Annotated in this window: 20 protein-coding genes; 7 read left to right on the forward strand and 13 right to left on the reverse strand. The window is 63.5% G+C overall.

The window, feature by feature from the left end:
- Positions 1-31: 31 nt before the first annotated feature.
- Genes DEH80_RS15390 through DEH80_RS15400 form a run of 3 tightly spaced genes read left to right on the forward strand, consistent with a single transcriptional unit; the run spans position 32 to position 2,231 of the window.
- On the forward strand, positions 32-352 hold the full coding sequence (locus tag DEH80_RS15390) for a hypothetical protein (protein ID WP_109721407.1): 321 nt from the start codon (positions 32-34) through the stop codon (positions 350-352).
- Entirely contained in the window at positions 349-1,974 is a 1,626-nt protein-coding gene (locus DEH80_RS15395; protein WP_109721408.1) for a PepSY-associated TM helix domain-containing protein, read from the forward strand. Before DEH80_RS15390 ends, DEH80_RS15395 begins: the two co-directional genes overlap by 4 nt.
- Positions 1,971-2,231, forward strand: coding sequence for a hypothetical protein (locus DEH80_RS15400; RefSeq protein ID WP_109721409.1), 261 nt, complete (start codon positions 1,971-1,973; stop codon positions 2,229-2,231). The genes DEH80_RS15395 and DEH80_RS15400 overlap by 4 nt, the downstream gene beginning before the upstream one ends.
- 408 nt (positions 2,232-2,639) lie before the next feature.
- Here DEH80_RS15400 and DEH80_RS15405 read toward each other — a convergent pair whose 3' ends face one another.
- The gene (locus DEH80_RS15405; RefSeq protein ID WP_109721410.1) at positions 2,640-3,179 is read right to left on the reverse strand and encodes an ECF-type sigma factor; all 540 of its coding nucleotides are present in this window, start codon (positions 3,177-3,179) and stop codon (positions 2,640-2,642) included.
- A gap of 158 nt (positions 3,180-3,337) precedes the next feature.
- Between DEH80_RS15405 and DEH80_RS15410 the strand changes: the two genes are divergently transcribed.
- Positions 3,338-4,537 carry an EAL domain-containing protein gene (locus tag DEH80_RS15410; protein ID WP_165831507.1) on the forward strand — a complete coding sequence of 400 codons (1,200 nt, stop codon included), beginning with the start codon at positions 3,338-3,340 and terminating at the stop codon, positions 4,535-4,537.
- Here DEH80_RS15410 and DEH80_RS15415 read toward each other — a convergent pair.
- The 9 genes from DEH80_RS15415 to DEH80_RS15455 form a co-directional block, all read right to left on the reverse strand.
- A complete protein-coding gene (locus DEH80_RS15415) occupies positions 4,513-6,507 on the reverse strand; it encodes an acetyl-CoA carboxylase biotin carboxylase subunit (protein WP_109721412.1) in 1,995 nt (664 codons plus the stop codon). The two genes, DEH80_RS15410 and DEH80_RS15415, sit on opposite strands and share 25 nt — an antisense overlap.
- A gap of 45 nt (positions 6,508-6,552) precedes the next feature.
- Positions 6,553-7,368 carry an enoyl-CoA hydratase/isomerase family protein gene (locus tag DEH80_RS15420; protein WP_109721413.1) on the reverse strand — a complete coding sequence of 272 codons (816 nt, stop codon included), beginning with the start codon at positions 7,366-7,368 and terminating at the stop codon, positions 6,553-6,555.
- A gap of 11 nt (positions 7,369-7,379) precedes the next feature.
- Complete coding sequence (locus DEH80_RS15425; RefSeq protein WP_109721414.1) at positions 7,380-8,549, reverse strand: acyl-CoA dehydrogenase family protein; 1,170 nt, start codon at positions 8,547-8,549, stop codon at positions 7,380-7,382.
- A 124-nt stretch (positions 8,550-8,673) separates the two neighbouring features.
- Positions 8,674-10,290 (reverse strand): acyl-CoA carboxylase subunit beta, encoded by a 1,617-nt coding sequence (locus DEH80_RS15430; protein ID WP_109721415.1) that lies wholly within the window; start codon positions 10,288-10,290, stop codon positions 8,674-8,676.
- Positions 10,291-10,398: 108 nt separating this feature from the next.
- Positions 10,399-11,271 carry an SDR family oxidoreductase gene (locus tag DEH80_RS15435; protein ID WP_109721434.1) on the reverse strand — a complete coding sequence of 291 codons (873 nt, stop codon included), beginning with the start codon at positions 11,269-11,271 and terminating at the stop codon, positions 10,399-10,401.
- A 153-nt stretch (positions 11,272-11,424) separates the two neighbouring features.
- A complete protein-coding gene (locus DEH80_RS15440; RefSeq protein WP_109721416.1) occupies positions 11,425-12,363 on the reverse strand; it encodes an electron transfer flavoprotein subunit alpha/FixB family protein in 939 nt (312 codons plus the stop codon).
- Positions 12,363-13,109, reverse strand: coding sequence for an electron transfer flavoprotein subunit beta/FixA family protein (locus DEH80_RS15445; protein WP_109721417.1), 747 nt, complete (start codon positions 13,107-13,109; stop codon positions 12,363-12,365). Before DEH80_RS15445 ends, DEH80_RS15440 begins: the two co-directional genes overlap by 1 nt.
- Positions 13,110-13,181: 72 nt before the next feature.
- Positions 13,182-14,777 (reverse strand): electron transfer flavoprotein-ubiquinone oxidoreductase, encoded by a 1,596-nt coding sequence (locus DEH80_RS15450; protein WP_207774645.1) that lies wholly within the window; start codon positions 14,775-14,777, stop codon positions 13,182-13,184.
- Between the two features lie 54 nt (positions 14,778-14,831).
- Positions 14,832-16,601, reverse strand: coding sequence for an acyclic terpene utilization AtuA family protein (locus DEH80_RS15455; protein WP_109721419.1), 1,770 nt, complete (start codon positions 16,599-16,601; stop codon positions 14,832-14,834).
- A 265-nt stretch (positions 16,602-16,866) separates the two neighbouring features.
- Here DEH80_RS15455 and DEH80_RS15460 point away from each other — a divergent pair, with 265 nt between their 5' ends.
- Positions 16,867-18,216 carry a phosphohexomutase domain-containing protein gene (locus DEH80_RS15460; RefSeq protein WP_109721420.1) on the forward strand — a complete coding sequence of 450 codons (1,350 nt, stop codon included), beginning with the start codon at positions 16,867-16,869 and terminating at the stop codon, positions 18,214-18,216.
- A 71-nt stretch (positions 18,217-18,287) separates the two neighbouring features.
- On the opposite strand, the gene DEH80_RS15465 is transcribed toward DEH80_RS15460, so the two are convergent.
- Entirely contained in the window at positions 18,288-18,773 is a 486-nt protein-coding gene (locus tag DEH80_RS15465; protein WP_109721421.1) for a DUF1249 domain-containing protein, read from the reverse strand.
- 135 nt (positions 18,774-18,908) lie between these two features.
- On the opposite strand from DEH80_RS15465, the gene DEH80_RS15470 reads away from it, so the two are divergent.
- Positions 18,909-20,549: an alpha-D-glucose phosphate-specific phosphoglucomutase gene (locus DEH80_RS15470; protein ID WP_109721422.1), complete on the forward strand. Its 1,641-nt coding sequence runs from the start codon at positions 18,909-18,911 to the stop codon at positions 20,547-20,549.
- Between the two features lie 31 nt (positions 20,550-20,580).
- Here DEH80_RS15470 and DEH80_RS15475 read toward each other — a convergent pair whose 3' ends face one another.
- The gene (locus tag DEH80_RS15475; protein ID WP_165831508.1) at positions 20,581-22,635 is read right to left on the reverse strand and encodes a sensor histidine kinase; all 2,055 of its coding nucleotides are present in this window, start codon (positions 22,633-22,635) and stop codon (positions 20,581-20,583) included.
- Positions 22,636-22,686: 51 nt separating this feature from the next.
- Here DEH80_RS15475 and DEH80_RS15480 point away from each other — a divergent pair, with 51 nt between their 5' ends.
- Entirely contained in the window at positions 22,687-23,601 is a 915-nt protein-coding gene (locus DEH80_RS15480; RefSeq protein WP_133249280.1) for a hypothetical protein, read from the forward strand.
- 114 nt (positions 23,602-23,715) lie between these two features.
- Here the strand turns inward: DEH80_RS15480 and DEH80_RS15485 are convergent, their stop codons facing one another.
- Complete coding sequence (locus tag DEH80_RS15485; protein ID WP_109721435.1) at positions 23,716-25,365, reverse strand: long-chain-fatty-acid--CoA ligase; 1,650 nt, start codon at positions 25,363-25,365, stop codon at positions 23,716-23,718.
- Positions 25,366-25,423: the final 58 nt, after the last annotated feature.

The following is a 25,423-nucleotide window of genomic DNA, read 5'->3' on the forward strand; positions in this document are numbered from 1 at the left end:
TACTTATTCGCATTCTCATGCCTTGATCACGATGACCACCGCCACCCGTTCCGCCCCGCCGCCTGCGGCTGCAGCACCTCGACTCCGCGCCTGGATACGCGGTCTGTTGGCCGGCCCGATCGCCTTCATCGCCAGCTGGGTACTCATGGCCGGCGCCGCACTTTATCTACCCAAGGGCGCGGCTGGCATCGACAATCTCGTCTTCCCAGTCGTCCTGTTCCCGCTTATCTGGGCGCTGCTGTTTCTGTACAGCTTGACCGACCCGCGCCTGTTACGCGCTGGCGCAGTCATGGCCGCAATCCTGCTCACCCATGGCGGACTGATCGCCTACCACCTCGGGGCGACCGCATGATCAAACTGTCGCAAGAGCGGACCAAGCACCTGCTCTCCATCCATGGCTGGTCAGGCGTCCTGCTGGGCTTGCTGCTCTACGCAGTCATCTGCACCGGGACGGTGGCCGTGTTCTCGACCGAGATTGGTGACTGGTCCAACCCCCTCGCTACCCCTTCTGAAACCGGCCTGCCCAGCGGTATCAACACCCTGGTGCAGACTCTGGCCGACCAGGTCGATCCGGCGTATCGGGAGGAGTTCTTTCTGTTCTCGTCTGCCGGTGGTCGACTGATGCTCCAGTTCGAAGGTCATCAGCCTGCAAGCCCGACGCCCGGATCAAGCGAGCCGGCACCGCACTACGGTGTGCTCTACGCAATCGATCCAAATCGGCTGCAGGTGATCAACCGTGTGGAAGGGCCGGAAGCGGTGTTGGACGAGGCCCGTCACGTCGCTGACGCGCTGGCGGATTTTTTTGTCGAGTTGCATGTTCGCCTGCATATTCCCAGCCCCTGGGGTTTATTTGTCACCGGCGTCCTCGGTTTGATCATGATGGTGGCTGCAATCACGGGGTTTCTTGTTCACCGACACCTGATACGCGAACTCTTCACCATCCGCCGTCATAAGGATGGGCTGCTGCGGGCCCGTGACGCCCATGTCATCGCGGGCACCTGGACACTCCCCTTCGCTTTCGTGCTGGCGTTCACCGGCAGCTTCTTCAGCTTCGCAACCAGTCTGGGACTACCTGCGATGGCCATGGTGGTCTTCGAAGGTGACCAGGAACGGGCACTGGCGGAGGTGTTTGGTGAACCGGCCACCATCGAGGATCGCGATGTCCCGGTCGCCAACCTCGATGCCATCCTGAATGATGCAGAGCAACGCACAGGCGTACGCCCCAATTTTGTCGCCGGAGGCCACTGGGGCAAGGCGGGCGCTGAAATCCGCGTCTTCTCACCCGCGCGCGAGGGCATGCTAACGGGCCGCTCACCGGTTTATGCCGCCGAATCAGGACAGTTCCTGCGTGACCAGCCGGTGCTGGTGGGTCAGCAACCGTCTGCAGGTAATACGGTGGCGGCGTTAATGGCGCCGTTGCATTTCGGACACTTCGCCGGACTGGCGTCCAAGGCTGCCTGGTTCGCGCTTGGATTCGCGGGCGCTTATGTCGCCCTGACCGGCCTGTTGCTGTGGACACAGCGTCGTGCAACCCAACCTTTCTGGCAGCGGATGACTCGCGTCGTCCATTGGGTCGGCTATGGCTTGCCCTTGTCCATGGCCATGACCCCCTATGGCACCTTCGTGGCCCAGTCCAAGGGCTGGCCGGTGCTCAGCGCACAGTGGTGGGTCTTCGGCTGTGGCGTGTTGCTCAGTCTTTTCATTGCTGGCCTTGCCCGTAGCAGCCTACATATTCGCAGGTGCATCGTTGCGCTGACCGGCCTGGCGTTGCTCGGCTTGCCGGCCGTTCGCATGCTCACCGGAGGACCCGGGTGGGCTGAAGCCTTGAGCACCGGTCGCAACGGCATTGTGGCCGGCGATTTGGTCATGCTCTGTGGAGCCCTGGCCTGCTGGCTGCTGTGCTGGTTTGGTGCCAGACCGGCCGACCAGCGCAAACCCGTCCACGCCGCATCAACGCAGGAGGCCGTCGTATGAGCCTGGCCTGGTTGCTGGCACTGCTCAGTGCGCTTCCCATGGCCTGGCTGGCCTGGGGAGACCCCAAAAGGCTCAGGGTTTCTGGCCAACGTAGACGCAAGGCGCATGCCCCCCGTATGCGGGCGTTGCTAGCGATTGCGGCACTGCTCCCGGGTGTGAGCCTGGCCTTTCATAGCGTGGCAGCGGTGCTGATCTGGTTGGGTGCGGTGACGACACTGGGTTGGGTCATTGCCGAGGCGTTTGCACCCCGGAGCTAGGGAAGCACTGATCTATTCGCACCGCCAAATTGCTGCCTGCAAACAGGCCAGGCAAGGCGCGAGGAGCGAAGTTTGGTCATTCCCAATGAACGACGAGCACCCATTCGCCGGGAGCAAATTGAAACCGCCGAAGGCGGGCGCACCGGGGGAGGCGCGTGGATGCACCGGCCAACGCAGTCTGGCCTGTTTGCAGGCGCAATCCAGACGGAACGGGCCGGGTTTCCAGCGATCCTACGTTGCGAAACGCATCCGTGCGCTTCGCCCTACGGGCCGGCCTTCAGTCGTCCGAATACGTTCCCAACGCATTCGTGTCGTTCGCTGACTTGGAATCACCAAGCGGCACTCACTCCGCCTGGACTCGCACGCAAACCGGCTCCGTCTTGGCGGCGCGAATAGAGCAGTGTTTCCCTAGGACTTGGCGTCCAGTTCTGCGAACAGAAATGCTCTTGCCTTGACCCAGTCGCGGCGCACCGTGCGCTCGGTGACCTCCAGAATGTCGGCCGTTTCCTGCTCTGAATAGCCGGCAAAGTAACGGCACTCGACCACCCGTGCCAGCCGTTCGTTATGAGCGGCCAAGCGCACCAACGCCGCATCGATGCCCAGAGTCATATTGGGATCGTCGTGGCTGCCCGGCACGATGTCGGCCATCCCCGTCTTGTCCAGCGACAACGGGACCTCACCAGACCCGCGCTTTTCCGCAAGTCGGGCCCTGGCCTCGTCGACCAGAACCTGGCGCATCGCGGCCGCCGCGGTCCGTAGAAAATGCTGCCTGGAATGCCAAAGGTCCGAACGCATGAGCTTGAGGTAGCTCTCGTTGACCAATGCGGTCGTATCGACCCCGCCGCCCACGCGACGCCGCTGCTTGCGGGCTTCCTGCCGCAGCTGCTGGTAGAGCGCCGAAAAGAGACCATCGGTCCCGCCAGCCGTCAGTTCACCGGTGTCTTGCACGCCGTTGTGTCCTCGGTCACATCTTCCGTTGGCCGGCCTAAGCTACCTTGCACTGTCTGGCCTGTGAAGAGAATTCTTTTCTTTCAGTCCGTTTTGAACAATAGAACCCGATTCCGTCATCAATTTCAATGATGACTCTCCACGGAGGGAGTGCAGCAATGGGTTTTTCTGCAACATCGCGGCAACGTTTCCGGCCCGGTGACACGCTGATCGCTACGGCGGATGACAGCGCGAATGCGTACATCATCGAGCGCGGAGAAGTCGCGGTCTGGCGCGAAACCGCCGATGGACGAACACTGCTGGCCCGACTGGGCGAGGGGCAGATGGTGGGCGAGCTATCGCTGATCGACGGTGAAGGTCGAACCGCAACCGTCACCGCCCTGACCGAGTGCACGGTCCGAGTCGTCACCACTGAAGACTTGACCAACCACCTGGAAGGCGTCCATCCGATCATCCACACGCTGATCGATGCCCTGCTCGAGCGCATTCGCGCCAATGACCGGGCGGCTCGCGGATTCTCACTACCCGGCCTGCCGGCCAACGAAACAAAGCATGCCTCGCCGTTTTCCGGAAGCATTCGTGATGGCGCCCTGCAATTGCAGTACGAGCCGGTCATCGAGGGGCGTGGCGCCCAGACAGTGCAGTACCGCTCCACCCTGGCCTGGGTGAACGCGGCCGACGGTCGCGCGCCCGCTTCGGAACTGCTGAAAACCGAGCCGGCCGGCGACACACTCGCAGAACTCACCAGCTGGACCCTGCTCCGGGCGACGGCAGACTATGCGGCATTACGAGCGCGGACGGGGGCTGGCTGTGTCAGTGTGGCGCTCAGCCATCAACAGCTCATGGGCGACAGCCTGGTTGATGATGTGTTCGCTGCCATCTCCAATGCCTGCCTGCCACCCGAGACGCTAACGCTGGAGGTACATGAGGCAGACCTGCCGGAACCCGGCTCGCGCGTAGCCGAGCGCTTGCTGCGCTGCGTGGAAGGTGGGGTTCGACTGGCGGTGGGCCACTTCGGACAGCGGATGGCCCCGATTGCCCGGCTGGTCGATTTGCCTATTCAGCAGGTCATGATCGATCCCAACATGCTGCGAGACGCCACCCACGCCCTGACGCTGGTCAAGGCCGTGCTCGGAATGGCCGAGCCCCTGCAATTAACACTCACCGCACAGGACATCCAAACCGCCGAGCAGGCTGACCGGGCCCGGCGAGCCGGCATCGACCGTCTGCACAGGCCGCAGCGAGTGGATGCCGATGGCGGGGGTCTGCGCTCAGCTCGATCCGGGTTTGATGTTTCCCCCGACGACGGCCTGGTGGTCGACGGCGTGTTGAATCAACCGGCGTCGCTCGCCGGCTGAATCTTGACCAACAGCTGTCGATTGCTGACCTGATCGCCCGCGGCCGCCTCAACCGATTCCACTTCGCCGGCCACCGGGGTGGTGAGTTGAAACTCCATTTTCATGGCTTCCAGCACGGCCACCGTCTGCCCGGCCTCAACCGAATCACCGGCCTGCACCCGCACGTCCAACAACTTGCCGTCACTGCTGGCAACGATACGCCCATCGGCGCCGGGGGCCGCGGCCTGCGCCGGTTCCAGGGTCACGTCACGGAAGCAGTAGCTGCGGCCTTGGGCCGTTAACCAAAGCGCATCCCCGACTCGGGTGTATTCGATCCGGGCAGAAACGCCATCGATTTGCAGGCGGGTGTAGTCGGCACCAGACGCCTCGACAATGAACTCGTGCTGTTCGTCGGCTAGCGTGACCATGTACCGACCGCCGCGTGCATGGACCAGCGTGATCGCGTGGCGCTGCGCGTCCCAGGCCACGGTCATCCCGATATCGCCGCCAGGCGCGCTGTGCCAATCTGCCAGCTCCGTGGGCAATTCGGCCTGCGCCTGCAGGCTCGCGGCATCCGAGCGATAAATCGCCAGGGCCGCCAATGCGTAAAGCAATGGCTCAGGTGCTAGCTCCGCGAGGCTTTGCTCGCTGAAATGCTGGGGCATGTAGCCGGTGTGGAAGTCGCCTGCAGCAAAATGAGGCTCAGCCAGGATGTCCTTGAGCAAATCGAGGTTGGAGACCACACCATGCAGGCGCGTGGCGGCCAGGGCCCGCAGCAGCCGGGTGCGAGCGGACTCACGGTCCTCGCCCCAGGCAATGACCTTGGCCACCATTGAGTCGTAGTACGGACTGATCTCGCCATCAGGCAACAGGCCATGGTCGACCCGAATGCCCTCACCGGAAGGAATCGTCCAGGCAGCGATCGGGCCGGTCTGCGGCACGTAACCCGTGCGCGGGTCCTCCGCGCATAGCCGGACTTCGATGGCATGGCCTCGCTGCTCAACGGCGTCCTGGGCCAGTGGAAGCGGGTCACCCTGGGCAATCCGCAGCTGCCAGGCCACCAGATCGATCCCCGTGACGAGCTCGGTCACAGGATGCTCTACCTGCAACCGGGTATTCATTTCCAAGAAGTAGAACGCCCCATCCGCACCCAGCAAGAATTCCACCGTGCCAGCGCCGACATAGTTAATGGACCGGGCGGCAGACACTGCGGCCTCACCCATGCGCGCACGCAGATCGGGGTCAACCGCGGGTGACGGAGATTCCTCAACGATTTTCTGATTGCGGCGCTGGACAGAGCAGTCGCGTTCGCCCAGATGAATCACGTGGCCGTGGGTGTCGCCGAAGACCTGAATCTCGACATGCCGGGCCCCAACCACGGCCTTCTCCAGAATCAGCTCGCCATTGCCGAAGGCGTTCTGCGCCTCGCTACGCGCCGAGCGGATCATGTCACCCAACTTGGAGGCATCATCACAAAGGCGCATGCCGCGCCCCCCACCGCCGGCAGCCGCCTTGATCATCACCGGCACGCCGATCTTCTCGGCTTCCGCCGTCAGCACGGCATCGTCCTGGTCACCGCCCTCATAGCCGGGAACACAGGGCACGCCCGCATCGATCATCTTGATCTTGGACTGCCGCTTGTTACCCATCAGCGTGATGGCTTCGGGCGACGGTCCGATGAACACAATGCCGGCGTCTGCGCAGGCCTGTGCAAACTCGGCGTTCTCGGCCAGAAACCCATAACCAGGATGGATGGCATCAGCTCCGGAACGTCGAGCCGCATCGATGATCTTGTCGATGACCAGGTAGGACTCACCCACCGGCGCCGGCCCAAGACGGACAGCCTCGTCCGCCAGGGTGACGTGGCGGGCCGCCCGGTCGGCGTCCGAGTAAACCGCGACGGTCTGGTAGCCGGCGCTGCCCGCGCCCTCGATGACCCGACAGGCAATCTCGCCGCGATTGGCGACCAGCACTTTTGAAAAACGTCCCATGTTGCGTCCTCGTCTCCTCGATGCCCGGCCTCGCGGCCCGGCTGGCTAGTCCTTGGCGGCCCAGTTCGGCAGCCGTTTTTCGATAAAGGCCATCGTGCCTTCGGTCCCCTCATCGCCTCGCAGGCATTCGGCAAAATCCCGTGCGGCGTCATCCAGCAAATCGTCAGGATCGGCGCGAGACACGCCGAGCATGATGCGTTTGGTCACGGCATTGGCCTGCGGCGCACACCGACGGATTTGGTCGAGTACCTCGTCCAGCCGGGCCTCCAGAGAGGCCGCGTCCGATTCGACGAAATGCACCAAGCCCAGGCGGGCCGCCTCGGCACCGTCAAATCGACCGCCGCAAACACCCAGGCGACGTGCCTCGGTCAACCCGACTCGCTCCACCACGAAGGGTGCGATCTGGGCCGGCGGCAATCCCAGGCCGGTTTCGGGCAGCCCGAACCGGGCGTCTGCAACGGCGATGGCCACATCGCTGACACAGCAAAGGCCAAACCCGCCACCCAGCACGGCGCCTTCGATCAGCGCGATCGTGGCCTGTGGTGCCTCGTTGACCTTGCGCAGCATGGTTCCGAAGGCCCGTGAATAGTCGATCACCGGGTCGGAATGCTGGGTGCGAGGCGCCTGCCGGGCAGAGGCCATGTCCTTGATATCACCCCCTGCACAGAAATTGCCGCCGGCCCCGCGCAGTACGACAGCGCGGATCGACCGATCCTCCGCAATGGCATCGAAGGTGTTGCAAAGGTCGTTCAGCAAACCGACCGACATGGCATTGCGGGCGTCCGGTCGGTTGAAGGTGAAATGCAGGACTCCCGAGCGGAGCTCGACCAGGGCATTCGGGGTTTCGGGCAATGTGGTCATGTGGATCTCCTTCAGCCTGACTTGCGCTTGCCGCCCAGACCCAGCCGCTTGCTGATAATTTGCAGCATGACTTCATCCGCGCCCCCGCCAATCGAGTGCAGGCGCAGGTCGCGATAGAACTGGGCCACGGTGGACTCCCACATGAAGCCCTGACCGCCCCAGAACTGCAGCGAGGCATCGCAGACCTCACGCGCCACCCGCGCACTCTTGAGCTTGGCCATGGAGGCCAGCAGCGTCACGTCCTCACCGGCCAGCAACGCGCCCACGGCCTTGTCGATAATGCCGCGCACGGCCTCGATCTCGGTGGCCAGCTCGGCGAGCCGGAACTGCACGTACTGGTTGTCCAACACGCTCTGCCCGAAGGCCTTACGGCCGCGGGTGTAGTCGATGGTGTCGTCCAGCACCCGGTCCATGGCCTTGAGGATGCTGGCCGATAGAAACAGCCGCTCTTCCTGGAACTGCATCATCTGGTAGACGAAACCCTTGCCCTCCTCGCCAATCAGATGCTTGGCCGGCACACGCACGTCATCGAAAAAAATGATCGCCGTGTCCGAGCTGCGCTGACCGAGCTTGTCGAGCTTGGTCGTGCGGTCCACACCCTTGGCGTCCAGCGGGATGACGATGAGCGACTTGTTTCCGTGGCGGCTGCTGGGGTCGGCGTCCCCTGTGTTGACCAGGGTGCAGGCCCAATCAGCCTGGGTGCCATTGGTAATCCACTGCTTGGAGCCGCTGATGACGTACTCATCGCCCTCGCGCCGGGCGGTGGTCTTGATCCCCGCCACATCGGAGCCTGCCCCCGGTTCGCTGACGGCGATGGCAGCCACCTGATCCCCGGCGACCGCAGGCTTGAGAAAATGATCCTTCAGAAAATCGGAGCCGAAGCGGGCCAGCGCCGGCGTCGCCATATCGGTCTGCACGCCGATGGCCATCGGAATCCCGCCGCAGGTGCAGGCACCAAGCGCTTCGGCGAACTCCATTTGGTAGCTGTAATCCAGCCCCATGCCGCCCACCTCTTCGGGCTTGTTGATGCCCAGAATTCCGAGGTCGCCCATTTTCTTGAAGACTTCATGGGCGGGGAACACGCCGTCGCGCTCCCATTCGGCCACATGTGGGTTGATTTCATCGACGACGAACCGTTCGACGGTCCGATAGATTTCCTGATGTTCGTGCGTGCGCTGCATCGCTGTCTCCGCTAGTTATCTGCGCTGATTCTGGGTGTGGCAACCGCCAACGGATGGTTGGCGAGCCCGATCGCACCTCCGCGCGAGCCGGGCGGTCGTGATGACCTGCCCGAGTCCTGATGGTCTACATGCGCGCCACACCAAAGCTGTTCGGGGCCACCTCGCGCCGTTTGGCGTCCTGGCAGATCGACAAGGTGAAACCCAATACCCGCCGGGTGTCGCGGGGATCGATCAGGCCGTCGTCGAATAACCGGGCGGTGGCCGCCAGAGCATCCGCTTCCTTGTTGAATAGGCCCACCAGATTGGCCTCAGCCTTGGCCGCCTGCTCTTCGGGAAATTCCTGTCCTGCAGCCTGCGCCTTGGCCTTATTGATGATGGTCATGACCTTGGCCGCCTGCTCGCCGCCCATGACAGCGGTTCGGGAGTTGGGCCAGGCGAAAATGAAATCCGGGTCGAAGCCGCGTCCGCACATGCCGTAGTTGCCGGCCCCAAAGCTGCCACCCATGACAATGGTGATTCTGGGCACGGATGCATTCGCGACGGCCTGGACCATCTTGGAGCCATGCTTGACGATACCGCCCTGCTCCGACTCGGTGCCCACCATGTAGCCGGTGGTGTTCATCAGGTAGACCAAGGGCGTCTGGGTTTGCACACACAGTTGCATGAACTGCGCAGCCTTGGTCGCCCCCTTGGTCGTGATTGGACCGTTATTGCTCACGATCCCGATGGGCTGCCCATAAATACTGGCGCGACCGCAAATGGTCTGCTGGTCGTATTCGTTCTTGTACTCCAGAAACTCGCTGCCATCGACCAGCCGGGCGATGACCTCGCGGCAATCATACGGGCGGCGGTAATCCGCCGGCACCACGCCCAGCAGTTCCTCGGGGGCATAACGCGGCGCTTCGAAGGCCTTGAGCTGTGGGGCTGGCGCCGTGGTGTTCCACCCCAGCTTGGCAACCACCTCGCGGGCCAGACGAATACCGTCGGCATCGTCCTCGGCAATAAATTCCGAGGTGCCGGCCACCTGACAGTGCATCTCGGCGCCGCCCAGGTCCTCATCCTTGGCAATCTCACCGGTGGCCGCGCGCAACAGCGGCGGCCCGGCCAGAAACACCTTGGCCTTCTTACGCACCATGATCACGTGATCGGACAGGCCCGGCATGTAGGCGCCGCCCGCCGTCGACGAGCCATGTACGACCGTCACCTGGGGAATACCAGCCGCCGACAGCCGAGCCTGGTTGGCGAAGGTCTTGCCGCCGGGAATGAACACCTCGGCCTGATACAACAGGTTGGCACCGCCGGATTCGATCAGCGAGACCACAGGCAGCTTCTGCTTCAGCGCGATCTCCTGAATGCGCAGCGTCTTCTGCACGCCGAACGGCGTCATCGTGCCGCCCTTCACCGCCGAATTCGACGCGGAGATCATGCAGCGCACGCCGGAGACATAGCCGATGCCGATGATCGTGTTGCCACCGGCCAGCGACCCGTCCTTGTCGTCGTGATGCTTATAGCCACAAAGCGTCGACAGCTCCAGGAACGGGGACCCGCGATCCAGCAGCAGGTGCACGCGTTCGCGCGGCAATAACTGTCCGCGTCCATGGAATTTCTCGCGCTTGGCTTCCTCGGTCGCATGGACCTTGGCCTCGACGTCGCGAAAGCGCTTGATCTCGGCCAGCATGTCCTCTCGGTTCTTCTGAAAATCCGCAGAGGTCGGGCTGATCTTTGATTCAATGGCCGGCATGGTGTCTCCTCATCCCTGTCACTGGAGCCGGGCCAACCCGCCCGGCGTTTATTGAAGTGTTGTCCGCGGCGCGCCGGTCAGCGCTACCCCCGCGGGTGGGCGCGCGGCCTAATCGCTATCAGCCACGGCCTTGGGCGGCTGATAGCGATGAAAACCCTGGTAGGGCCTGGAGCGGTCGTGATCCGGCAGCGGAAACAATTTGGCATTCAAGCTGGCCGCGCCGTCGATCTTCACGCAGCTGCCCGAGATGAAGGCCGCGCCCTCGGACAGCAAAAAGCAAATGGCCGAACTGACCTCGGCCTCGGTAGACATGCGCTTGAGCGGCACCAGCTCCGACATCATGGGGATGATCTGCTGGGTGAACGCGGGGTCGTAACTGTCCATGCCGCTAGATGCGACCCAGCCAGGCGCCACCGCATTCACGCGGACCCCAAACTGGGCCCATTCGACGGCCAGTGTCTCGGTCAGGTTGACCATTCCGGCACGCGCGGCGCCTGAATGGGCCATGCCGGGCATCCCGCCCCACATGTCGGCCACGATGTTGACGATGGCACCGCCGGTATCTCGCATGGATTGCAGCAGCACCTCCCGCGCCACCAGAAATCCACCCGTGAGGTTGTTGCGGACCACGGCATCGAAACCATTCTTGCTCATCATCATCGCCGGGCTGGGAAACTGCCCGCCGGCATTATTGACCAGGCCGTGAATCGGCCCGTGCTGAGTCACCATCGCCTGCACCGCAGTCTTGACGGCGTCTTCATCGCGGATGTCGAAGGCCTGGGCGCTGGCTGTACCGCCATCCGCGGTGATCTCGGCCACCACGGCGTCCAGCTTGGACTGGGTGCGGCCGGTGACGATGACATGAGCACCGAGCGCGGCCAACTCATGTGCGGTGCAGCGACCAATGCCTGACCCACCGCCCGTGACGACGTGAGTCTGGCCGGCAAAGAGTCCTGGCTTGAGGACTGAGGCGTAGCTCAACGAATGCTCCTCCAAATCACACTGAACAAATGTTCAATACAAAGCCATCCTGATCCCGTCTTGTCTGGGCCCTGGGCCGGGCACGCGGGTTCTTCGGTGGATGGTTTGCGAGCGGCTGGCAGGTTCCATCCCCGCCAGCCGCCCGGTCAGGCGCTACAGCTTGGATTCAAGCTCCGGGATGACCTCGAACAGGTCACCCACCAGGCCGATATCCGCCACCTCGAAGATCGAGGCTTCCTCGTCCTTGTTCACGGCCACGATGCAACCGGCGTCCTTGATACCCGCCAGATGCTGGATCGCACCCGAAATGCCGAAACACATGTACAGCTCAGGCGCGATGACCTTACCGGTCTGGCCGACCTGCATGTCATTGGCGCAGAAGCCGGAATCGACCGCCGCACGCGATGCACCCACGGCAGCGCCGATCTTGTCGGCCATGCGGTAAATGATCTCGAAGTTTTCTTCGCTGCCCACGCCACGTCCGCCCGATACCACTTTGGGCGCGGACTGCAGGTCGGGGCGATCGCCGCCGGCACCTTCACGCTTCACAAAGCGGGTATGGGTCGGCAGCTCGGCGTCCACGGTCACCGCTTCCACCGGGCAGGCGGACTGTTCGCCGACAGCCTTAAAGGATGCGGTACGAGCCGAGCCGACCAGAATGCCGTCCTGCGGCGCGTCGACAGACACGATGGCGTTGCCGGCGTAGATCGGGCGCTGGAAGCTGTACGGACCCTCGACCGACATGATGTCGGTGACCATGACGCTGTCGAGCAGCGCGGCCACGCGTGGCATCAAATCTTTGCCAAAGGTGGTGTTCGGGCCAACCACGTGGCTGACACCCAGGTCCTGGGCCAGCTTGGCGATCTGGGGCGCCAGGATGGCGGCGACCGGTTCGGCGTTCTCGGCCCGGTCCACCAGCACGACCTTGCTCGCGCCTTCCAGCGTGGCGGCGGCATCGGCCACGGCCTGGCCGGATTCGGCGAACACCGCCACGGTCACGTCACCGATGGCCTTGGCACAGGCCATGGCCTTGGACGTCGAGCTATTCAGCTCACCGCCGAGATGTTGCGCAATCAGCAATACAGAAGCCATTAGAGCAACCCCTTGTCTTTCAATGCAGAAATCAGTTCATCGGTGGACTTGACCATGACACCGGCCTCGCGCTCGGGCGGCGGTGCGGTCTTGGTGACGGTGAGGCCGGCCTTGGGCGTCACGCCCAGGTCGTCCAGCGTCTTGGTATCCACCGGCTTACGCTTGGCCTTCATGATGTCCGGCAGCTTGAGGTAGCGCGGTTCGTTCAGGCGCAGGTCCGTGGTGATCACGGCGGGCAGATCCACTTCGATGGTTTCCAGGCCTTCATCGACCTCTCGCGCCACCGTGGCCTTGCCGTCGGCAATCTCGATGGTCGAGGCGAAGGTTGCCTGCGGCCAGCCCAGCTTGGCCGACGTCATCTGACCGGTCTGGTTGCTATCGTCATCGATGGCCTGCTTGCCCATCAGGAACACGTCCGGGCCTTCGGCCTCGGCCAGCTTGGCGAATACAGCGGCCGCCGTCGTCGGTGCAACGGCCTCATCGGTCTTGACGTGGATGGCCTTGTCGCAGCCGAAGGCCAGCGCCGTGCGCAGGGTTTCCACAGCCTTGTCGTCACCGATGGTCACGGCAATGACCTCGGACGCCGTGCCGGCCTCCTTCATGCGAATGGCCTGCTCGACCGCGATCTCGTCAAACGGATTCATGGAGTGCTTGACACCTTCGGTCTGCACGCCGGATCCGTCTCCCTTCACCTGGATTCGCACGTTGTAATCCACAACGCGCTTCACGCTCACAAGTACTTTCATGTTGTTAGGCTCAACAGTTCTCTGAGTTCCGTGTATGTCGGACCCGCGCCCGGCGCCAGTCCGCCCAATGCCCTACAAGTTCTGGTAGTTCGGCCCGGATCCGCCTTCCGGCGTGACCCAGTTAATCACTTGATAGGGATCCTTAATATCGCACGTCTTGCAGTGCACGCAGTTGGCCGAGTTGATCTGCAGGCGCTTACCTGCGGCCTCCTCGACGACCTCGTACACCCCTGCCGGGCAGAACCGCGTGCAGGGATTGGCGTACTCCTCCTCGCATTTCGTGAAGCAGACATCCGGATCGGTCACCTTGAGGTGAATTGGCTGATCCTCATCATGCTCCGTGGCCGCAAAATACACCGAGGCCAGTCGATCCTTGGGCGCCAAATCACGCGGTGCCTCGGGGAATGCCGGCTCAGGCGGCAGCTCGGCCAGCTTCTTGGTCTGGGACCAGTCCGCCTTGGAGGACAACGTCCAGGGCGAGAACCCGGCGGTCGCGGTCTCCCAGGCGGCATTGAACATGCCGAACCACAGGCCCTTCTTGAAGCCTGGCTTGATGTTGCGGACTTTCTTGAGTTCCTTGGCCACCGCGGACTCCCGCAGCTTGGCATCGAAACCCTTTGCGTCGAGCTGCGCAGTCAGGTGCTCGGCGGCGAGCATGCCCGACCGCATGGCGGTGTGAACGCCTTTGATTTTCGGCACGTTCAGCGTGCCGGCCGCACAGCCGATCAGCATGGCACCGGGCATTTCTGTGGTCGGCAGCGACTGCCAGCCCCCCGTGACAATCGCCCGGGCACCTGCGGAGAGAATCTTGCCTCCCTCCAGCAACGGCTTGACCTGGGGATGATGCTTCCACTGCTGGAACATCTCGAAGGGCTTGAGCCGCGGATCGCCGTAGCCCAGACCCACGACATAGCCCAGCGCAATGCGGTTGTCGGTCAGGTGGTAGAGAAAGCTGCCACCGTACACATCATTGGGCAGCGGCCAGCCCACAGTGTGGACGATCTTGCCCGGCTCGACGCGGCCTTCCGGCACCTCCCACAGCTCCTTCAGCCCGATGCTGTAGTTCTGAGGATCATGCCCTTCGGCCAGCTTGTAGCGCTTGATCAGCTGCTTGGAGACGGAGCCGCGCGCCCCTTCGGCCAGCACGGTGACCTTGGCGCGCAGGTCCATGCCCGGCGTGTATCCATCTTTTTGCGAACCGTCCTTGGCCACGCCCATGTCGCCGGTGCGCACACCCACAACCACGTCGTTCTCGATCAGCGCCTCGGCGGCTGGAAAGCCCGGGTAGATCTCCACGCCTAGGGCCTCGGCCTTTTCGGCCAGCCAACCCATCATGTTCATCAGGCTGACGATGAAATGCCCCTTGTTGTGCATCTGCGGGGGCGTCGGCAGCTTCATGGAGCCGGATTCGCTCAGCTTGAGGAACTCGTCCTTGGTCGCCGGCACGCAGATCTCTGGTGGATCATCCCGCCAGCCCGGCACCAGTTCGTCCAGCGGCTCTGGTTCGATGACGGCACCCGCCAGCGCGTGCGCGCCCACGAAACTGCCCTTCTCAAGCACACAAACTGCCAGATCGGCATTCGCCTGCTTGAGTTTCATGGCGCAGGCCAGACCAGCCGGTCCGGCGCCGACGATGACGACGTCGTATTCCATGACGTCGCGTTCGATGTCGCTCCCGTTCGTCATTGTGTCCTGATGTCAGGTGGGATGGGGGCCCACACTTTAGTCGAATCGGGAGGCAATTTCTGCCGAAACCGGGATTGGATAGCTCAACAGCATCTGTGCGTGGCACTTGCCCTGGGGGTCGGTTCGAAGTGACGCCACGCCCCCGCCACCCAGCGAATGCCGCAGCAGGAAGTTGAATCCGCCGATGCCCGGCATGGCCCAACGGGTCACATCACCGGCCAGCAAGTACTCGAAATACGCGGCCACGGCCTCGGCGGTCAGCGCCTGTTCGATATAGGGCAGATACGCTGGATCGCGCGCGATGACACCGATATTGCTGTGATCCCCCTTATCGCCTGACCGGGCAACCGCAAGACGAACCAGCGGCACGCTGACGGCAGCATCCGATGCGGGCGGCTGGCCACTGCCAGCGTCAGCGGGCGACACATCGTCGCCGGCAAATTCTGTAGGAATGGCGACCGGATGCTCGCCGTCGTCAGAGACGATCGCGGCCGAGATCTGTGCCTTGGGTACTAGCGTGGTGAACAGGCGGACGATCGGCGTGACACTGGGCCGCCCCGAGTAACCGGTAATGCCCGGCACCATGCCTGTCGCCGCCTGGGCGATCTCGCGCCCGAAAAGCTTGAGCGCGTCCCGGTTCGTATGCGTCGCAACGATGCGCACGGTGACCTCCCGCGTTGATGCCGCGCTATGAGGGCCGTACATGGCCTCGGCACCCACGATCTCGATCTGAGTTTGCAAAAAACCGCCCAGCCCACGCGCATCCAGCAAGCGGCCGATCTTCTTCAGCAGGGCCTCGGCTGCTGCGCGGCCTTTTGACGCCGCGTCCAGCCCGCCCACAACGAAACTGGCCAGGCTGCGGAACCCCGATGGGTAGGTCGCCGACACCTTGTACTGGTCCGTCGGCTGGCGCCCGCGGGCGCCCGCTACTCGCACCCGATCCTCGCCCGCAGCTTCCAGCCTGACCTGGGTCCAATCGCAGACCACATCCGGCAGGATGTAGGCACCCGGATCAGCGATCTCGTAGACCAATTGCTCGCCGACAGTCAGCGGCGTCACCAGGCCACCGGTTCCCTCCGGCTTGGTCACGATGAACTGACCGTCGGGCTCGACCTCCACGATGGGAAAGCCCATGTTGTCGAAGCCGGGCACCTGCTCCCAGTCCGTGAAGTTCCCCCCTGTGCACTGCGCGCCACATTCGATGATGTGGCCTGCCAGCGAGCCCGCCGACAGGCGGTCGTAGTCTTCCTCGCCCCAACCGAACTCCGCCATGAGCGGCCCGAGCACAAGCGCGGAATCGGCGCAGCGGCCCGTCACCACAATATCGGCGCCGGCCAACAGGGCATCGCGCACCGGCAACGCACCCAGGTAGGCATTCATCGTCACCAAGCCGCGAGGCATTTCGGCGCCGGTGTCCATGTCCACGCAGTGGGTGAACTCAGCCTGGCGCGGCAGTAAATCGTCCCCGGTGACGGCAGCGATCTTCAAATCCACGCCGGCCTGCTCGGCAGCTGCGGCCAGCGCGTCCCGACACGCTTGCGGATTCAGCCCCCCGGCATTGGCCGCCACGCGGATCCCTTGTGACTTGATCGACTGCAACAAGGGCGCGAGCACCTGCACAAAGTCTTCGCAGTAGCCCGCTTTCGGGTCACGCATGCGTTTGAGAGCCAAGATCGACATGGTGATCTCGGCCAGATAATCGGCCACCAGGTAATCAATGTTTCCACTCTCGACCAGCTGCGCCGCAGCGGTGGACGTATCGCCCCAAAAAGCCGACGAGCAACCGATCCGCACTGTTTTTCCCATCAATTCTACCTACTGGAACCACCGCAGAGCAGCGACGGAGCACGCAATATGCCTGTGGCCCGAAGCATGCCAGCGCATCCGTATGACAAGCAAGGGTAATTATCATTTCCCCGCCATCACTAGCGCAGCTTGGCGTCGCGGCACCCCACAGGATCCGCGGTCGGTCAGGACAGGCGCCCGCAGACGAGCCGGGGCACGGGCAGACAGCGGCCCAATGTGCGGTGCATCATTGGCGCCCGCATTCGCATTCAAAGGACCTGAACGCATGGCCAGCCTGAGTTGTTTCAAAGCCTATGACATACGCGGCAAGGTGCCGGACGACCTGTCTCCGGAACTGGCCTTTCGCATCGGGCGCGCGTACGCGGCCGAGTTGCGACCCAAGCGTGTCGTCGTCGGCCGCGATGTTCGCGACTCCAGCGAGGCCCTGGTCGATGCACTGGCGCTGGGACTGCAGCAGGGTGGCTGCGAAGTCCATGACATCGGGCTCTGCGGCACCGAAGAGGTTTATTTCGCCACGTTCCATTTCGAAATGGATGGCGGAATCATGGTGACGGCCAGCCATAACCCGATCGGCTACAACGGCATGAAGCTCGTCCGCGCCGGCGCCCAGCCGATTAGTGGAGACACCGGCCTTAAATCCATCGAAGCCCGGGCGGCGGAAGACAGCACGCCCCTGCCCGACATCCGCCCCACGCTGGTCCCGCTGGAACATCGGGCGGCCTATATCCAGCACCTGCTGGGCTATCTCAATACCGACACGCTGCGCCCGCTCAAGATCGTCACGAATGCAGGCAATGGCGGCGCGGGCGTGGTCATCGACGCCCTTGCACCGTTTCTGCCGTTTGAGTTCATCAAGGTCCATCACGAGCCGGACCCGACCTTCCCCAACGGCATCCCCAACCCCTTGCTTCCGGAAAACCGCGCTGCGACGGCAGAGGCCGTCAAGGCGCATGGTGCGGATTTCGGCGTGGCCTGGGATGGCGATTTCGACCGCTGTTTCCTGTTTGATGAGAACGCCCGCTTCATCGAGGGCTATTACATCGTCGGCCTGCTCGCCAAGGCGTTACTGATCAAGTCCCCCGGCGACAAAATCATTCACGACCCTCGCCTGACCTGGAACACGGTGGATGAGGTCACGCAGGCGGGCGGCATGCCGATCATGTCCAAGACCGGCCATGCCTTCATCAAGGAGCGGATGCGCAAGGAGAACGCGGTCTACGGCGGCGAGATGAGCGCGCACCACTACTTCCGCGACTTCGCCTACTGCGACAACGGCAATATTCCGTGGCTGATGGTGGCCGAGCTGATCTGCCGCGAGGGCAAATCCCTGTCCCAGCTGGTGGACGAGCGCATCGAGGCCTACCCGGCCAGCGGCGAAATCAACCGCAAGGTTGCCGATGCCGATGCCACCATCGCGGCGATCGAGGCTGAGTTCGCGGGCGACGGCCGCATCGATCGCACCGACGGGCTATCCGTGGATTTTGCCGACTGGCGATTCAACCTGCGCAAGTCCAACACCGAACCGGTCATCCGTCTGAATGTGGAGTCGCGTGGCGACATGGCGCTGATGCAGGAGAAAACAGACGCCATTCTGAAGTTCGTCGACGCGCTGTAACCTGCGACAACGACCGCTGATGCTGCCCGGCGGGCTGTGCCCGCCGAGGCAGCCGGCGGATCGAGATCGGCTTACCTGTGCTCAGCGGCCTGTCGCGGCCGCGCGGCCATAGCAAAACCATGCCCCTGGTCCAGCAGGTAGCCCAGCCACTTGTAAACCATCAGGTTGCGGGCGTGCTGGCGCTGCAGCCAGCCACCGACTTCGGGATCGATATCACGCAGGAAATCGCAGCGGGATCGACAGGAGTCGACCACTTCGGCCACACCAGCGTCGTGGTAGAGGCGTAGGCGTACATCGGGGTCGGCGCGCCGTTCTCCCGGCTGCGTTTCGAACCAGTAGGTCAGGTGCACGGTGGTCGTGTATCGGCAGCGCTCCAAGACCGTCAGGTGGAGGTCATAATCCGATGTGCTGCGTGACACGGCGGTTTCATACGGCAGCGGATGATCGGGCACAAGACGCTGAAACCGGTTGTAGTTTTCGTCGACCAGGTTCATCAATCCGGAAAAGCTGTCCGGGCGGCCGAGTCGCAGCAATCGTTTGGGGTTGGCGAGTTCCATGTCTCCACTATGCCCAGCGCCTTCCACGGCACGCAAGCGCTTGACGCACAGGGGCCGACGTGCGATCCACTGGGCCCCGCGAGAGGTCGATCCCCCTCGCCCGACCTTCGATACCCAGCAGAACAAGGCCAGTCCATGAACGCAGCCGTCCAGACCATCTCATCCACGCCTTTTGATGACCAGCAAGTCGGCACGGCCGGCCTGCGCAAACAGGTTCGCGTGTTCCAGCAGCCGCATTATCTGGAGAATTTCATCCAGTCCGTCTTCGACACCCACCCTGGATTCGAGGACAGCACGCTGGTGGTCGGCGGCGATGGTCGCTATCACAACGATGTGGCCATTCAGACGCTGCTGGCGATGGCGGCTGCCCGAGGCATTGCCCGCGTCATCGTGGGTAAAAACGGCCTGCTGTCCACACCGGCTGCCTCACACCTGATTCGCAAACATGACGCCCATGGGGGCTTTGTGCTCTCTGCCAGCCACAACCCGGCCGGACCGGATGGCGACTTCGGGATCAAGTTCAGCGTGCGCGGCGGGGGCCAGGCACCATCGACGCTGACGGATGCCATCTATGCCCGCAGCCGGGCCATCACGGCCTACCAGCGCCTGGATGTACCGCCGATCGACCTCGGCCAGGTTGGTGAAACCCGACTCGGCGGCATGACCGTACAAATCGTGGATTCGACCCAGGACTACGCCGACCTCATGGAGACGCAGTTCGACTTCGATGCCATCCGCAGCCTGCTCGACTCTGGCTTCCAGTTTGCGTTCGATGCCATGCACGCCGTGACCGGCCCCTACGCACGCGAGCTATTTGTTCATCGCCTGGGGGCGCCTGAATCCGTGCTGCGTAACGCGGTACCCCAATCCGATTTTGGTGGAGGGCACCCGGACCCGAACCTGGTCTACGCCGCCGAACTGGCCGACGAGGTCGTGACCCGACAGGCGCTGGACTTTGCCGCCGCGTCGGATGGAGACGGCGACCGCAACATGATTCTAGGCCGCGGGCTGTTCGTCTCGCCGGGAGACAGCCTCGCCGTCATCGCTGCCAATACCCGCTGTATGCCGGGTCACCGTGACGGCATCGCAGGTGCTGCACGCTCCATGCCGACCAGTCGCGCATTGGACGCCGTGGCCGCACGCCAGGGATTCGAGGCGCATGAAACCCCGACCGGCTGGAAGTTTTTCTGCAACTTGCTGGACGCCGGGCGCATCCATGTCTGCGGTGAAGAATCCTTTGGCACCGGCTCCGACCACGTGCGCGAAAAAGATGGCCTGTGGGCGGTGCTCGCCTGGCTCAACCTGTTGGCCAGCCGACCCGGTCAAAGCGTGGCCGACATCATGCTCGACCACTGGTCAACTTACGGTCGGCACTACTACGAGCGGCATGACTACGAAGGCTTGAAAGCCGAAGACGCCGAAGCGGTCATGGACGCGCTGCGGCAGCAGCTGTCGCAGCTCCCCGGCCAGCAGTTCGACGCGCTCACGGTGACGGCTGCAGACGAGTTCGCCTACGTGGACCCCATTGACGGCAGCCAGGCCAAGGGCCAGGGCCTGCGGGTGATCTTCGGGGACACGGCACGTATCGTCCTGCGCAAATCGGGCACCGGCACCAGCGGTGCGACGCTGCGGCTTTATCTTGAATGGCTGCGCGAGGACCAGTGGGAACTACGACTGCCCACGCAGGAAGTCCTGACACCGCTGGCCCTGATCGCCGACCGACTCTGCCGACTTAAGGTCATCACGGGTCGGGACCAGCCCTCGCTGGTGACCTGAACCGGCAGGCATCCGGCCGCTGCGCCCGGGCCTAGTCCAGCCCAGGCATTCGACGGCCTGTCGCCGTCAATGTGGGCTCGGTATTCGGCGCAGGTTCGGCCGCGGCCGGGCGATCGGTGTCTGGCGCGGCCTCCAAATCGACAGACGGCGGCCGGTAGGGCAGCAGCAAGTGCAGCTTGAGGCCTCGCTCGGTCTCCGTATCCACGCGAATACGACCGCCGTGGACTAGCAGGATCTTTTTCGCCAACGCCAAGCCCAGACCGTTCCCCGCGTAGGTGCCGATGGTGTGCAGCTGGGCAAACAACTCGAACACCTTCTCGGCGTGTTCGGGCGGGATGCCCGGTCCGTTGTCGGTCACCGTCAGCGCCCATTCTTCAGCCTGGGGGCTGCAATCGATGGTGACCGACGGCGTGCTGCTGTCACTGAACTTCACCGTGTTGTCGAACAGCTGCTCGAACAGCTGCGTCAACAGCGCGGGATCGGCGGTCACAATCGGCAGCGCCCCCTTGATGCAGATCAGTTCGCGATCGGGATAGCGCTTGGCGATGGTCTGCTGTGCGGCGTTGACCACCGCCTGCAAATCGACTGAGCTGCGCATCTTGGGCCGGGTCGCGGTTTCCAGATAAGCCAGCAAATCCCGGGTCAGTGATTTGATTCGCCCACTTTCCTGGGTCAGGTAGCGGACATAGTCCTGTACATCGGGGTTATCGGCCACGCGCCGGGACAGCAGCTGGGCATAACTGCTGATGCCGCGCACGGGCTCCTGCAGATGATGGGCGGCAATAAAGGCCACCCGTTCCAGCTCGGCCCCGGTTCTGGCCACCAGCTCCGACTGGCGTCGCAGCAATTCGCTTTGCTCCCGTGCCTGGGTGATGTCTTCCACGCTCATAATGGCACCCACGCCCAGGCCGCGTTCGTCGCGCACCGGGTGGGCACTGGCGCGGGCATGCACAACCGCCCCGTCACGCTGGTGAAAGCTGAACTCGAAGTTTTCGATCCGCTGGCCTCGCATGGCTCTGGCCAGCGGCGTCTTGTTCCAGGGGATGGCCAGACCGGATTGCATATCGTAAATACGGAATACGTTGCCCGAGGCATGCCCCAGAAAGGGCTTGTCGCGGAAGCCATACATGGCCTGCAGCGCACCGTTGAACAGGGTCAGGCGGCCATTGCCGTCGACAATACAAACGCCCTGCTCGTTGGTCTCGGCCAACACACGCAACTGCTCGAGCGCATGAGATTCGGTCACCGGCGTGTAGGCCGTGTCCTCGGTGGGAACCTCATCGACATGGGCCGAGCGTGCCAGAAACCACGCACCGACCGGCCCGGCCGCAAGCACCAACACCAGGACAACGGCATCCAGCCCGGAATCCGGTCGCGCCTGCGCCAGTGCCACGGCCAGCCAGATCCCCAATGCCACCACGGACAAGGCGAACATCAGCGGACGCAGACGCCGACGGCGCGACACCGTCGGGTCCAAAATCAAGCCCTGTAACCCAAGGCCAATCATCATCACACCCAAGGCGGCGGGCGTGGGCAGACCCACCCCCAAGCTCATGATCGACCCGCCGGCGCCACCGGCCGACAGAATACCGACGGCTCCCGCCGCCACAAGAAATGCCGTTGTCAGCTCCACGCCTGCCCACCGCGAGGCGCCGGCATGGCGCCAGCCCATCAACACGGTCGCGGTGCTGGCGGCGAACAGCGTCAGGCCCAGCGTTCGGCCACTGTCCGCCCCTGCGGGCGTGCGCCAAACGTTTCCCAGTATGGCCAGCGGGATTTGCAGCACCTCCAGCGCAGCGAATGCTGTCCCCAGGGCTGCGACCACAATGCCCAGCCGGCGGCCGCCCAGTAGCAGCAGCAACAAGCCCAGACCGCTGCCGCAAAGCGCGGCCGCAGCGCGTGGCGACAGCTGCTGCGCCCAGCCAATTGCGAACAACCCGCCGCCATACGCAGCGGCCAACGTCAGCGCTCCTAGCACGGCTGCAGCCAGCGCCAGGCAGGCAGCGACAGCCTTGGGAACGCGAGGCTGCACCAGCGTTTCCGATGTATCGCGCAGCCCGGGTCGTCCGGCGAGAGTCACGGCCATGTCAACTGTGGGCGGTACGATCGGATTAACACCTGGGGAATCACTCAAGCTATGTGCGCCAAACATCGTATCCCAAGCCTCCTGCTCCCGGCGATGGGCATCCTGCTCAGCGCCTGCGCCCAAAGCGAGCCGGTGGTGCTGCCGGACGGACCCGGGCGGGTCGTCGCCCTGGAGAATCCGGCCATCGAGGAAGCCAGTGGCCTGGCGGTATCCCGCGTGTCAGCCGACCGGCTATGGCTGCACAACGACAGCGGCGGTGCGGCGCGCCTGTATGCGGTGGACGGCCAGGGCCGCTCGCTGGGCGAGGTCGACCTGCCCGCTCTCCAGAATCTTGACTGGGAGGACATGGACGCCTTCGTAATGGACGACAGCCCGATGCTTCTGATCGCCGATGTGGGTGACAACTCGGCGCAGCGGCCTGTGGTGACCCTGCATTGGCTGGAGGAGCCCGAACCCGACCAGACCACCACTGCCGTGACCACGTCCCTGCATCTACGCTACCCGGACGGCCCGCGCGATTGCGAGGCGGTGGCGGTGGACAGCGGGGAGGCTGCCATCTATCTGTTGACCAAGCGCGACCAGCCGCCCCGGCTTTATCGCGTGCCCTTGGCCGCTCAACCGCTGGTTGCCACGGCGGAATTCGTCGGCACCGTGAACAGCATTCCCGAGCCGACCGAACAGGATTTGCTCGAAGACCCGGCCTACGGCGCGAATCGGAGCCAGCCCACGGCCATGAGTTTTGCGGCTGACGGCCGCCGGGCACTCGTGGTGACCTACAAGGACGCCTATCTGTATGAACGGCAAGATGGGGAATCCTGGCTGGCGGCCCTCAACCGAGCCCCGCGGCGTATTGATTTGCCCCAGTTTCCACAGACCGAGGCCGGCGGGATGCGTGCCGACGGGCGGACAGCCTACGTGGCCAGCGAACAATTGCCGGCCGCGATGGTGGAGGTGACGTTGCCCTGACCTCGCAGGGAAGCACTGATCTATTCGCACTTCCCCCAATAACAAACGAGCCGGCACGAATGCCGGCTCGCCGCTACAACTTCGGCCGGCGGCTCAGGCCGGCCCACTGTCGGATTACGCCGCTGAGGACGGCAGCTTGTAGTCCGCAAACTGCTGCCGCAGATGCAGTTTGCTGATCTTGCCCGTCGCCGTATGCGGCAACTCGTCGACAAACTGCACGTCATCCGGCATCCACCACTTGGCGATCTTGCCTTCGAAGTGCGACAGCACATCAGCGGCCGACAGCTGCTTGCCTGGCTTGTTCACCACAATGAGCAAGGGGCGCTCGGCCCACTTTTCATGCGGCACGCCGATGACAGCCGCCTCGGCAATGTCGGGATGGGACATGGCGACATTCTCCAGGTCGATGGAGCTAATCCATTCGCCGCCCGACTTGATCACGTCTTTGGCGCGGTCGGTGATCTGCATGATGCCGTGACTGTCCATAGTCGACACATCTCCGGTATCGAACCAGCCATCCGCATCGTGGGCATCCGTGTCATCACGCTTGTAGTAGGCCGAGCAAATCCAGGGGCCACGCACCTTGAGCCGGCCAAAGGCCTTGCCATCCCAGGGGAGTTCCTTGTCGTCCTCGTCGACGATTTTCATCTCCACGCCAAAGGCTGGACGCCCCTGCTTGACCCGCAACGCCGCCTGGTCGGCCTCGCTCATGGCCTCAAAGCCACGGGGCGGATTATTAATCGTGCCCAGCGGGCTCATCTCGGTCATGCCCCAGGCATGTATGGTCTCGACCCCGTACTGCGTCCGGAACGCGTCCATGATGGAGGCCGGGCAGGCCGATCCGCCGACCACGGTTCGCTCCAGCGACTCCACGGTCTTGCCGGACTCCTGGAGGTGATTCAGCAGCCCCAACCAGACCGTGGGCACGCCGAGGGCGATGGTGACGGACTCGGCGTTCATCAGATTGGCCAGCGTCTCGCCGTCCCCCATCTTCGGGCCTGGAAACACCAGCTTCGACCCCACCATTAACGCGCAGTAGGGCACCGCCCAGGCGTTGACGTGGAACATCGGCACCACGGGCAAAATGGTGTCGCGATTCTTGAAGCCGATGCCCTCTGCGCTATTGGCCCCGAGCGCGTGGAGCACGGTCGACCGATGGCTGTACAACACGCCCTTCGGATTGCCCGTCGTGCCCGAGGTGTAACAAAGCGCGCAGGCCTCCTGCTCATCCAACTCGGGCCAGTCGAACTGCTCGTCAGCGCCTGCCAGCAGCGTTTCGTAACAGTGGACGTTGTCCACGGCCGTCTCAGGCATGTTGGCTTCGTCGGTCATCACGACAATGCCCTTGACGGTCTCGAACGTCGCCGCCAGCTTCTCCACGAGCGGGAAAATCAGCTTGTCGACAAAAATGAACTGATCTTCTGCGTGGTTGACGATGTACTGCACCTGTTCCGGGAACAGTCGCGGGTTGATCGTGTGGCAAACCATGCCACTGCACTGAATGGCGTAATACAACTCCAGGTGGCGGTAATCATTCCATGCCAGTGTGGCAATGCGGTCGCCACGGGTCGCACCCAGTGTCTTCAGCACATTGGCCAGCTGGCGCGTGCGGCGGAACACATCGGAATACGTGCATCGATGCTGGGGATTGTCGGCCGTGACGGACACCACCTCGCCGTCGGGATACACGCGCTCGGCGTGTCGCATGATCTGCGTGACCGTCAGCGGGTAGTCCATCATCAAACCGAATAACGGCTCGGACATTGTGTTCTCCTCCTTGTTGTCGTCTTCCCTGATACCGGGCTCTCGTCGCCGGATCATC

This window comes from Abyssibacter profundi, from assembly GCF_003151135.1.
Taxonomy (GTDB): Bacteria; Pseudomonadota; Gammaproteobacteria; order Nevskiales; family OUC007; genus Abyssibacter; species Abyssibacter profundi.

Coding starts and splice junctions, on each gene's coding strand:
- DEH80_RS15415 (WP_109721412.1), bottom strand. CDS start 6,507: ATGGGACGTTTTTCAAAAGTGCTGGTCGCCAATCGCGGCGAGATTGCC.
- DEH80_RS15470 (WP_109721422.1), top strand. CDS start 18,909: ATGAACGCAGCCGTCCAGACCATCTCATCCACGCCTTTTGATGACCAG.
- DEH80_RS15420 (WP_109721413.1), bottom strand. CDS start 7,368: ATGACCACATTGCCCGAAACCCCGAATGCCCTGGTCGAGCTCCGCTCG.
- DEH80_RS15430 (WP_109721415.1), bottom strand. CDS start 10,290: ATGCCGGCCATTGAATCAAAGATCAGCCCGACCTCTGCGGATTTTCAG.
- DEH80_RS15455 (WP_109721419.1), bottom strand. CDS start 16,601: ATGGGAAAAACAGTGCGGATCGGTTGCTCGTCGGCTTTTTGGGGCGAT.
- DEH80_RS15395 (WP_109721408.1), top strand. CDS start 349: ATGATCAAACTGTCGCAAGAGCGGACCAAGCACCTGCTCTCCATCCAT.
- DEH80_RS15425 (WP_109721414.1), bottom strand. CDS start 8,549: ATGCAGCGCACGCACGAACATCAGGAAATCTATCGGACCGTCGAACGG.
- DEH80_RS15400 (WP_109721409.1), top strand. CDS start 1,971: ATGAGCCTGGCCTGGTTGCTGGCACTGCTCAGTGCGCTTCCCATGGCC.
- DEH80_RS15440 (WP_109721416.1), bottom strand. CDS start 12,363: ATGGCTTCTGTATTGCTGATTGCGCAACATCTCGGCGGTGAGCTGAAT.
- DEH80_RS15480 (WP_133249280.1), top strand. CDS start 22,687: ATGTGCGCCAAACATCGTATCCCAAGCCTCCTGCTCCCGGCGATGGGC.
- DEH80_RS15465 (WP_109721421.1), bottom strand. CDS start 18,773: ATGGAACTCGCCAACCCCAAACGATTGCTGCGACTCGGCCGCCCGGAC.
- DEH80_RS15445 (WP_109721417.1), bottom strand. CDS start 13,109: ATGAAAGTACTTGTGAGCGTGAAGCGCGTTGTGGATTACAACGTGCGA.
- DEH80_RS15475 (WP_165831508.1), bottom strand. CDS start 22,635: ATGGCCGTGACTCTCGCCGGACGACCCGGGCTGCGCGATACATCGGAA.
- DEH80_RS15390 (WP_109721407.1), top strand. CDS start 32: ATGACCACCGCCACCCGTTCCGCCCCGCCGCCTGCGGCTGCAGCACCT.
- DEH80_RS15485 (WP_109721435.1), bottom strand. CDS start 25,365: ATGTCCGAGCCGTTATTCGGTTTGATGATGGACTACCCGCTGACGGTC.
- DEH80_RS15410 (WP_165831507.1), top strand. CDS start 3,338: ATGGGTTTTTCTGCAACATCGCGGCAACGTTTCCGGCCCGGTGACACG.
- DEH80_RS15460 (WP_109721420.1), top strand. CDS start 16,867: ATGGCCAGCCTGAGTTGTTTCAAAGCCTATGACATACGCGGCAAGGTG.